Origin of the sequence: Salinarimonas soli (genome assembly GCF_008386575.1) — a bacterium.
Classification (GTDB): Bacteria; Pseudomonadota; Alphaproteobacteria; order Rhizobiales; family Beijerinckiaceae; genus Salinarimonas_A; species Salinarimonas_A soli.
The window spans coordinates 1-309 of sequence record NZ_VUOA01000252.1 but is presented as its reverse complement, the minus strand read 5'-3'; the positions used below and the strand labels follow the sequence as shown (position 1 = coordinate 309).

The window sequence follows — 309 nt, the reverse complement described above, 5'->3', positions numbered from 1 at the left end:
CGACCTCGGGAAGGATCGCGTGGACCACGATCGCGGCGCCGATGGTCGTGAAAGCGACCAGGCCTACCGACAGCAGCAGGATCGGGCGCCTGTTGGCGTTGAAGTCGACGAGCGAGGTGCCGATCGCCGCCGCGTAGAGGAGCGGCGGCAGCAGCCCGAGCAGCACGACCTCGGGTTCGAGGTGGATCGTCGGGACACCGGGGACGTAGGACCCGGCCCAGCCGACGAGGATCAGCGGGATGGGCGGCGCGAAGCCCACGCGACCCGCGATCGCGGTGACAGCGAGCACGGTGACGGCGACGGCAACGA

1 pseudogene is annotated in these 309 nt (G+C 70.6%); it reads right to left on the bottom strand.

Annotated elements, in window-relative coordinates:
- A pseudogene (locus F0L46_RS25835) lies at positions 1 to 309 on the bottom strand (cation:proton antiporter); the annotation flags it as partial.